The following is an 8,997-nucleotide window of genomic DNA, read 5'->3' as shown; positions in this document are numbered from 1 at the left end:
CGACAGCTTCGGACAGGTCGTGGAGCGCTATCGGTACGACGCCTACGGCCAGGTGACATTCCTCTCCCCGACCGGAACCCCCCTCACCGGCTCGGCGGTGCTCAACAACGTCCTGTTCACTGGCAGATATCTCGATGTCGAGAGCGGCCTCTACTATTTTCGGGCACGCACTTACCATCCCTATCTCGGCAGATTTCTGCAGCGCGATCCTCTCGGCGAGGCCGCTTCCCTGAACCTCTACAGCTACGTCTCCAACAATCCGGTGAATCGCATTGATCCGAGCGGCATGGCCGATATGACGCCCGAGCAAATCGCGGATACGGAGCGGGCGCACGCGGCACTCAAGGCGGGAATCGGGCGCGAAGGCGCGAGGGCCATGGCGGACTACGATATGGGAGTCGTCACGGGCGCGCAAGGACGCGACATGGAAGGAGCCTATCGGGCGGGTGTCGCGAGGCTCTCGGCTGAAGCGTGGGCCCGCTGGAACGCTCGCCGTGACGCCAAACGTCTTGTCAAGCTCAAGGCTGAGCTGGAGACGCAAGGCAAGGACCCGGACAACCAGAAAGCGCTGCAGAACCTGAAGGGAGTGAAGATCAATGAGCTCGGCTACGCGCAAAATGCCGCGAAGGAGGCCGCCGGAAAGGACGACAAGAGCGAGCTGGACACGAAGTCGGCCGATGATCGCCTCGCCGGGAACTACACTTTGACTCTCACCTCCAAGTACATGATGAAGCCCGGTCATTTCGGCGAAGTATCCGAAGCAGCTCTGCAGATGGTCGCCGATGTGGTCAAGAGCGTCACCGACACCCTTTGTGGAAACGTGCCGGTGGAAATCAACGGATTCAGCCGGGGCGCCGGCCCCGCGGTCGGTCTGACGAATACGCTGACGGGAGATGGTTACAACCTGCCGGGCGGGAACATGACGCTCAACCTTATAGACGGCTACATGTCTCCAAACTGGAGCCAGGTCGCCAATACGGATGTCACCGTCAACATGTTCCTCAGCACCAGCCACGATCTGAAGTCCATGGCCATTGGGTGGGGAGCCGCCCTCCTCGGTGTCGGAACGCGGGAAATATCGTGGTCGGGACCTGGGGGTACCATGAACAAGTTTTACTTGCCCGTCGGCCACACCCAAATGGACACTTACGTGCCGGGCGCCTTGGGCATGGCACCTTTCCAGGGGTACTGATATGAGAACCGCGATGAGCTTCTTGCTACTCTTCGCATTTGTTGCAGTGCCGACTCTCAAGGCAGACACCTCGGGGCAGGATCTTCAGCTTCTTCGCGCCGAGTTCCAGAGACTGGGAAGGATCGAAGTGGCGCGGGAGCAGGCGCCCGCGGATCACCGGAAGGGAATGCCGAGCAGCTATAAGGAATCATTCCCCCTCCTCAAATCCCCGCCTGATCTTCTCGCCCGGGCCATCGATCAATCCCTTAGAACCGGAGGTCGGGAGGAGAGGATCGGTGCCCTGCACGTCTACTCCTACGCGATTAACAATCCAAGTCCGATACTCACGAAACGTGCGGATCACCAACCCCTGTTGATTGGCCTGCTCGAGTCCGACGACCAGACGAATCGCACTTATTCCGAGGCGCTGGTCTCGACCCTGAGTTATTTCCGGACCCGGGAAACCGTTCTCGCTTATCTGGATGCAGTTCACCGAACCAAGGACCCGCATCTGAGAGAACACATCCTCAGGGACTCGGCTATGCTGCTCCAAATGGACTTCCCAATCCACAATCAGATGACTCCCCTCGAAAAGGTGCGGACCCTGAACGAGATGGAAGCCTGGCTCCAGCAGAATCGGGACCGGATCCGCTTCAAGCAAAATGGCCAGCCCTATCTTGCCGGCGGGGAAGCCGACGACAAGCCCATCGAGCTCTCTGCCGAGGACCGGGCGAGAATCCGCAAGGACCCTGTCTGCGTGCTGAAGCTGATCGAAGTCATGATGGGCGGAGGAAATGCAGACGGTTCTCAGCTCGCCGATCGATGCGGCACAGCCCTGCTCGGGCCGGAAGGAGCCCGGAAATTCCAGGAGGCGCTCAAGCAGGCCGATGCAGGACCCCCCTCCTTCGATCAGCAGATGGCGATGGCTTCGGCGCGCGGCAGCTACCCGACGATGGACGCCGTGCAGCTCGCGGTGGCTTACGTTGCCGCGTATGAGACCGATCCCGCGTCCCGCAAGCTGGCCATGGAAACCTACGAGGAGATCGGCACGCCCGAGATCGAGCGTGTGCTGAAAGGAGAGCCCCGCGAGGTACGCAAGAAAGCGATGAAGCTGGTCGACGAGGTCACCGGCGAGGATGAGGATTGACTTGACTCCCCCGCGTTCTCCGGACCGCGCGGTTCGCAGTCCATCGCCTCGGGGCGCTCGTGGTCCTCAAACGCCTCGTCTCTTCGTCAAGACAGGCGTTTCCGAGAGAGCCCTCAACGACGCCTATCCTCCCAGGTAGAGAGTGACTGCCCTGGCCTACCTGGACATCGCGCGTCGCGCCGCCGAGATGCCGGAGCGCGACAAATACCTGCGCCGGCGTGCTGTTCCCAACCCCCTTAGCTGAAACGACTCGATTAAAGAGCTTCGCGCTCCCGGTTTTCCTGGCTCGACGCGGGACTGCTCACCATCGCTTACGTCGCGAGCGGCGACCCGGACAGCAACCATCGCGCGGGGGGGGCTGGAATGCACCCTTCCGTCCTCGGCCTGCCCTCCGATTTGCTGGAAGTCACGTCGCGTGAGACGCGAGAGGTGCGGGAGAGGATGTGGGATTTCATCAGGTCAATCGAGTAGAGCTCCGTAGGGGATACTACCGATCTCTCGGTTTTTGAATGAGATATCGATGGGGGAGTCATTGTCGCGCGCTGCGCACCTCGCTATAATCGACAAGGACACGGTTATTCAGTGCACAATGAATTGGAGGAACACCCAATGGCACAGGACGTTTTCTCATCGATGGGCGAATCGGCGGGACGGATGGGAGAGACGGCGGGACGGAAAGTCCAGGAAGCCGCCGATGCGGCGAGGAGCAAAGTGCAGGAAGTCGCGGACAGGTCCCGCGAGAAGTGGGACGAGGTGAAGAAGCGCAGCATTGAGGACGTCTTCGCGGACACCCGGGAATGGGTTCGGATGAACCCGGGCAAGACCCTCGTCGGCGCCCTGGCAGCTGGCTGGCTGATCGGGCGGCTGCTGCGTCGGAGGTAACCTTGGACCTGCCACGGGACGCGTCCCGCCCGGCTTCGCCGGGCATGTCCCTCCCGGGGGAATCTTCCCCGACCGCGATGCTTGACCAGATCCTGACCCTCGTGCGCTCTCTGGGCATATTGGTCGCGGGAAAGGTCAAGCTCGCGGAGCAGGAGATTACCAAAGACTCCGTTACGCTGGTGAAGGCGGCCGGCATTATCGCGGCCGGAGCCCTGTTCGCGGTTCTGGCGCTGGGACTCGCCGGTGGGGGACTGGCTCTCGTCATCGCCCCTTTGATTGGATCGACCGGTCTGGCGCTTCTGCTGGTGGGAGGAGTCTATCTGCTTATCGGAGCCGTCCTCGTTCTGGCGGCGCGCAACAAGATCCGGAAGATGGGCGGCCTCTTGAGCGAGACACGAGCCGATCTGAAAAGGGATGCCGAATGGCTGAAAAACCTGACGTAGTCGAAATTGATCCCGAGGTGCGCGCCACCTTGGCGGAGATCGATCAAGCCCGCCGGCAATTTGCCGAGGCGCTCGGGCTCTTGAAGGAGAATCCCGTCCTGCAGCCGCTGGATCTGACCAAATGGGTGGGGAACCATCCGGTGGAGTCCTCGCTCGGCGCGGCCGCCGTCGGCTTCATGCTGGCGCAGTCGGGCGGGAACGGCTCGATTCTGGGTACCGTCGCCCGCGGCAGCGTCGAATCGATGATACCGTCGATCGTGCCGTTGCTCTTCCGCAGTCTGATGTAATCTGATTTACTTGGCGCCGCTTTTCCTGGCTTCCAGGAGAGAGGGAAGCTTCTCGAGTTCGCTCTTCGTGAGGCTTCCCATCTCGATCTGCCGGATGATCCGGCCGGCCGGATCGATGAGAATCGTCGCCGGCAACCCCACCACACGATAGGCTTCGGCCACTTTCCCCCGGCCATCCAGCAACACCTTGACCCTGAGCGCATGCTCGCGGACGTAGCGATCCACCTTCTTGCGCGGCTCCCCCAGATTGACGGTCAGGATCTCGACGCCGCGGGTCTGCAGGTCGGAGGCCGCTTCATCCAGGACCGGCATCTCGGATAGGCAGTGCGGGCACCAGGTGGCCCAGAAGTGGAGGACCACCGTCTTGCCTCGCAGCTCGGACAGCCTGACGGTGGCTCCGTCGAGGGCCCCAAGCTCGAAGTCGGGCGCGGGCGGGTCGGGCGGGGGTGCTGCCGCCGCCACGAGAGCCCCCAGGCAGGCTGCCCAGAGGAGGAGCCGGACACTGGCCCCCGGCTTGCGGCCCTTCCCGGGGCCCTCACGGTTTCGACGGGATGAAATCTGGCGCATGCGATCCATCTTACAGGCTCAAGGAAAGCCCGGCGACCAATGCCGTCCGGGGGGCCAGCTGGGCTTCGTTCACGTCCTGGTACACGGGGACCGCAACGTGGAAGTAGAACCCCAGCCCCGACCCGCCGTAGAGCATGATCCCCGGGGTCAGCGACAGCAGCCGGCTGCCGGTGGAAGCGACGAGGTGGCCGTCGAAGAAGTCATGAGGCGAAGCCTGGCCGTTCAGCTGCACGCTGAGGACGCAGCGGTTGTTCGGGCTGAACCTCACCCCGGCGTTGGCCAGGGTCTGATTGCCGAAATCGTAGTCCAGCGGATTCTCGGTGCGGACCATGTAGCTTCCCGAGACAAAATACTCCCAGCGGGCGGGGACCCACTGGTGGGCGTAATAGGCGGTCACGAAAGGATCCCACGAGCCCGATCCGGGCTGGATCGTCGGCTCGTTGATGGCCCCCTCCGAGTCTCGCAGGCGGTAGGCGCCCGTGGGCGTTTTGATGCCGCCGCCGAGGGTCGCCAGATCCTTGGTTGCCGACAGGGCGGCCCACCTTCCCGAGAGGCGCACGTCGCCGAAGCCGGTGGTCCCGTCGCTGTTCGTGAAGTGCTCCTCGGGAGTTCCCACCTCGTCGACATGCTCGTGCTCCCGATCCAGGAACAGCGGCAGGTCGATCCCCAGCGAGACCCGCTTGGTCAATCCGATGCTCACCGCGGCGTTCACCAGGTAATTGTGCGTGGAGATCTCCCGGTGATGATCCGGCTCGATCTCCCCGTCCTCGAAGTTGACCTTGGGGACCAGGACCTCGTCCACCTCGTGCGTCCCCTCCAGCTTGCGGTCCTGCGGGATGTAACGGTATGAAAAGTCGATCGTGACCTCTCCCGGGTTACTGATCGCTTCCTGCGTGCCGGTGATCAGGAAGCAGCCGGCCGAGCCGCAGCTGGCCTGCGGCTTGGAGACGGCAAGACATGCGGATACAACGAATCCTGCGACGAGCAAGGGCCTGCGAATGAAACCCCTGCGGGGATGGCGCATCGCTTCCTCCTGGAAGAATCCGGCCCGCCGTGCGCGCGGCCGCGCAGCGAGGGCCGAGGGTCCCGGATCAAGAGTGCTTCAGGCCGGGAGATCTCGAGGAGGCGGCGCCGGAGGAGCCGAGAATCGTTCCAGGAGACGTTGGGGCGAAAAGGCGGGAACCAAGGGGGCCGGGGGCGCCGCCTCGCCGGGAGCGGCCGGACGGAGCACGGCGGGCATGGCGTCGCGCCACGGTGTGGCTTCCCGAAAGGGCTGCGCGCAGGCCGACAGGCGGCAGCCCTGCTCCGCGCCTTTCCTCGCGAGGCCCGCTTCACGCGGGCAGCAGGGACCGCGGCCGGTTCTTTTGCAGCATGGCATCGCGCATTGCCCGGCGCCAGGCATGGCGGGAACGGCCTCGAGGAGGCCCGCGATCAGCAGGAGCAGCGCCAGGAATCTCGTGAGGTGCCGCATCAGCGCGATTTGACGCCGTTGCGCACCACGCCGCGCACGCCGCTGCGCGCATCGCGCGGCACGGGAACCGGGTAGTTCCCGGTGTAGCAGGCGTCGCAGAAGGTGGATTGGGGGTCTCCCACGGCGCGGTACATCCCCTCCCGGCTCAGGTAGCCGAGAGAATCCGCCTGGATGAAGCCGCAGATCTCCTGCACGGACTGGCTCGAGGCAATCAGCTCCGAGCGGCGCGGCGTGTCGATTCCGTAGTGGCACGGGCCGGTCGTCGGCGGGCAGGAGATGCGCATGTGGATCTCCCGGGCGCCGGCGGCCCGCACCATCGCGACGATCTTCCGGCTCGTGGTCCCGCGCACGATGCTGTCGTCGACCAGGATGATGCGTTTCCCGGCGATCAGATGGCGCACGGGATTCAGCTTCAGCTTCACTCCGAAGTGGCGGATCGACTGGCGCGGCTCGATGAAGGTCCGGCCGATGTAGTGATTGCGCACCAGCGCCAGCTCGAAGGGGATGCCCGACTGCTCCGAATACCCGAGCGCGGCGGAGACCCCGGAGTCGGGGACCGGCACGACCAGGTCGGCATCCGCCGGCTGCTCGATGGCCAGCTCCCGGCCCAGTCTCTTGCGCACCAGGTTGACGCTGCGGCCGTAGAGCTGGCTGTCGGGACGGGCGAAATAGACATACTCGAAGATGCAGGGGGCCGGCGCCGCCTCCGGGAAGGGATGGTAGGAGGCGGTTCCGTCCTCCGTCACCACGATCATCTCCCCCGGCTTGATGTCGCGAACGAATTCGGCGTCGATCAGGTCCAGAGCGCACGATTCGGAGGTCACCAGCGTGGCCGAGCCGAGCCTCCCGAGCGACAGCGGCCGGAACCCGCGCGGGTCGCGCACGGCGATCAGCTTCCCCGGGAACAGGAAGACGAGGGAGAAAGCCCCTTCCACCTGCTTGAGGGCATCGACGATGGCTTCCTCCAGCGTCTCCGCCTGGGACCGGGCGATCAGGTGGAGGACCACCTCGGTATCGGAAGTGGTCTGGAAGATCGACCCGCTGCGCTCCAGCTCGCCGCGGACGCGCGCCGCGTTGACCAGGTTGCCGTTGTGCCCAATCGCCATCTCGCCGCGATGGCTCTCGATGCGCAAGGGCTGCGCGTTGATCAGCTTGCTCTCGCCGGCGGTGGAGTAGCGCACGTGCCCGATGGCCATGTTGCCCACCAGCCGCTCGAGGTGGGCCTTGGTGAACACCTTGCCGACGTGTCCCATGCCGCGCTCGGCAAACAGCCGCGCTCCGTCGGAGGAGACGATTCCGGCCGATTCCTGGCCCCGGTGCTGCAGCGCGTGCAGCCCCAGGTAGGTGAGGTGCGCGGCCTCCGGGTGCCCGAAGACCCCGAACACGCCGCACTCATCGTGGAATCGATCGTCCTCGATCCTGACGTTTCTCATGGGAGCGGCCATCTTATCCCATCCATTCCGGCAGCGCATCGCGCCAGATCTTGCGCAGCTCCGACACGGCGGGCTGCAGCGCCACCTCGCCGCCGACCGTGACCTTCATCTTGTTTCCGCCGACCTTCCCGAGCACCGCCAGCGGCGCCTCGCGCTCCTCGCAGATCTTCTCGATGCGCGCCAGAGAGGCCTGCGGCAAGGACAGGAGGATGCGCGACTGCGTCTCGCCGAACAGCAGGGCGTCGAGCCTCGCTCCCGCAGGAATCTCGACCTCCGCCCCGACTCCGGCGTCGCGCTGGATGCAGCACTCCGCCAGCGCCACCGCGAAGCCCCCGTCGCTGCAATCGTGCGCCGAGCTGATCAGCCCCTCGCCGATTGCCTCGATGCAAGCGTACTGCACGGCTTCTTCAAGGGCCAGGTCGAGGGCCGGAGGCGGACCCTCCTCCCGATGGTGCGCCTGGAAAAGATATTCCGATCCGCCGAGCTCCTCCCCCATGCGTCCCAGCAGGACGACCAGGTCCCCTTCCCTCTGGAAGCTGCTCTGGACCGCGGCCCGCGCATCCTCGATGATTCCGACCATCCCGATCGTCGGGGTCGGATAGATTCCCTTGCCTTCGGTCTCGTTGTAGAACGAGACGTTGCCGCTCACGACCGGGATCTCCAGCGCGTGGCAGGCTTCCGTGATGCCGTCGACGCACTCGGAGAACTGCCACATCACCTCAGGCCGCTCTGGATTGCCGAAGTTCAGGCAGTCGGTGAGGGCCTGCGGCACCGCTCCGGAGCAGGCCAGGTTGCGCGCCGCCTCGGCCACCGCCTGACGCGCGCCGGCGCGCGGGTCCAGCATGCAGTAGCGGCTGTTGCAGTCGGTGGTCAGGGCCAGCGCGTGCGGCGAGCCTTTGATGCGGATCACAGCAGCATCCGATCCGGGCCTGACGATCGTGTTGGTGCGGACCATGTGATCGTACTGGCGATAGATCCAGTCGCGGCTGCAAAGGTTCAGGCTTCCCAGAAGCCCTTTCAGCGCCCGCAGCGGATTCGCCACGTCCTTCAGCCGCGCGAGATCGAGGGGCGCGCCATTTTCCTGCGGACGCGTCGGCCGCTTCAAGACCGGGGCCCCTTCGGAAATCGGCTTCACCGGAATATCGGCCACTTTGGCTCCGCGGAAGCGAACTTTGAGGCGGCCCCCTTCGGTGACGGTCCCGACCGGCACCGACTCGAGGTCCCACTTGCGGAACACCTCGCGGATGCGCTCCTCCGCGCCGCGCCGCACCACCACGAGCATGCGCTCCTGCGATTCCGACAGCATGATCTCGTAGGGGGTCATCCCCCCCTCGCGCACCGGCCGCGACGGCATCCACGGCGCGAGCCTGCTCGCGTCGGCATCGCTCGACGCGCTCGCCGAGGAGAAGCGGCCGGCGGTGCAGGTGGGCGATCCGTTCACGGAGAAGCTCCTGCTGGAAGCCTGCCTCGAGCTCATGCGGACCGATCACGTGATCGCGATCCAGGACATGGGGGCGGCCGGGCTGACGTCCAGCTCGGTCGAGATGGCGGGACGCGGAGAGGTCGGCATCGTGATCGATCTCGACAAGGTCCCGT

Annotated in this window: 9 protein-coding genes and 1 pseudogene; 6 read left to right on the top strand and 4 right to left on the bottom strand. The window is 64.8% G+C overall.

Going from position 1 to position 8,997, the window contains the following annotated elements:
- The 5 genes from VFW45_15340 to VFW45_15320 form a co-directional block, all read left to right on the top strand.
- On the top strand, window positions 1-1,192 hold a 1,192-nt coding region (locus VFW45_15340), incomplete at its 5' end, for an RHS repeat-associated core domain-containing protein (GenBank protein HEU5182157.1).
- A gap of 1 nt (window position 1,193) precedes the next feature.
- Window positions 1,194-2,318 carry a hypothetical protein gene (locus VFW45_15335; protein HEU5182156.1) on the top strand — a complete coding sequence of 375 codons (1,125 nt, stop codon included), beginning with the start codon at window positions 1,194-1,196 and terminating at the stop codon, window positions 2,316-2,318.
- Window positions 2,319-2,927: 609 nt separating this feature from the next.
- A complete protein-coding gene (locus VFW45_15330) occupies window positions 2,928-3,200 on the top strand; it encodes a hypothetical protein (GenBank protein ID HEU5182155.1) in 273 nt (90 codons plus the stop codon).
- Window positions 3,201-3,277: 77 nt separating this feature from the next.
- Window positions 3,278-3,643 (top strand): phage holin family protein, encoded by a 366-nt coding sequence (locus VFW45_15325; protein HEU5182154.1) that lies wholly within the window; start codon window positions 3,278-3,280, stop codon window positions 3,641-3,643.
- The gene (locus VFW45_15320; protein HEU5182153.1) at window positions 3,622-3,930 is read left to right on the top strand and encodes a hypothetical protein; all 309 of its coding nucleotides are present in this window, start codon (window positions 3,622-3,624) and stop codon (window positions 3,928-3,930) included. Before VFW45_15325 ends, VFW45_15320 begins: the two co-directional genes overlap by 22 nt.
- 6 nt (window positions 3,931-3,936) lie before the next feature.
- Here VFW45_15320 and VFW45_15315 read toward each other — a convergent pair whose 3' ends face one another.
- From VFW45_15315 to VFW45_15300, 4 genes are all read right to left on the bottom strand, one after another.
- Window positions 3,937-4,497, bottom strand: a complete 561-nt coding sequence (locus VFW45_15315; protein HEU5182152.1) for a TlpA disulfide reductase family protein — start codon at window positions 4,495-4,497, stop codon at window positions 3,937-3,939.
- A gap of 10 nt (window positions 4,498-4,507) precedes the next feature.
- On the bottom strand, window positions 4,508-5,521 hold the full coding sequence (locus tag VFW45_15310; GenBank protein ID HEU5182151.1) for a hypothetical protein: 1,014 nt from the start codon (window positions 5,519-5,521) through the stop codon (window positions 4,508-4,510).
- 446 nt (window positions 5,522-5,967) lie between these two features.
- A complete protein-coding gene (gene purF, locus VFW45_15305; GenBank protein HEU5182150.1) occupies window positions 5,968-7,401 on the bottom strand; it encodes an amidophosphoribosyltransferase in 1,434 nt (477 codons plus the stop codon).
- Window positions 7,402-7,414: 13 nt separating this feature from the next.
- The gene (locus tag VFW45_15300) at window positions 7,415-8,707 is read right to left on the bottom strand and encodes an AIR synthase related protein (protein HEU5182149.1); all 1,293 of its coding nucleotides are present in this window, start codon (window positions 8,705-8,707) and stop codon (window positions 7,415-7,417) included.
- 25 nt (window positions 8,708-8,732) lie between these two features.
- On the opposite strand from VFW45_15300, the pseudogene VFW45_15295 reads away from it, so the two are divergent.
- Window positions 8,733-8,997, top strand: a pseudogene (locus VFW45_15295) (AIR synthase-related protein).

This window comes from Candidatus Polarisedimenticolia bacterium, from assembly GCA_035764505.1.
Classification (GTDB): Bacteria; Acidobacteriota; Polarisedimenticolia; order Gp22-AA2; family AA152; genus AA152.
This window is presented reverse-complemented; position numbering and strand designations above follow the sequence as displayed.

Coding starts and splice junctions, on each gene's coding strand:
- VFW45_15335 (HEU5182156.1), top strand. CDS start 1,194: ATGAGAACCGCGATGAGCTTCTTGCTACTCTTCGCATTTGTTGCAGTG.
- VFW45_15330 (HEU5182155.1), top strand. CDS start 2,928: ATGGCACAGGACGTTTTCTCATCGATGGGCGAATCGGCGGGACGGATG.
- VFW45_15325 (HEU5182154.1), top strand. CDS start 3,278: ATGCTTGACCAGATCCTGACCCTCGTGCGCTCTCTGGGCATATTGGTC.
- VFW45_15320 (HEU5182153.1), top strand. CDS start 3,622: ATGGCTGAAAAACCTGACGTAGTCGAAATTGATCCCGAGGTGCGCGCC.
- VFW45_15315 (HEU5182152.1), bottom strand. CDS start 4,497: ATGCGCCAGATTTCATCCCGTCGAAACCGTGAGGGCCCCGGGAAGGGC.
- VFW45_15310 (HEU5182151.1), bottom strand. CDS start 5,521: ATGCGCCATCCCCGCAGGGGTTTCATTCGCAGGCCCTTGCTCGTCGCA.
- purF (HEU5182150.1), bottom strand. CDS start 7,401: ATGAGAAACGTCAGGATCGAGGACGATCGATTCCACGATGAGTGCGGC.
- VFW45_15300 (HEU5182149.1), bottom strand. CDS start 8,707: ATGCTGTCGGAATCGCAGGAGCGCATGCTCGTGGTGGTGCGGCGCGGC.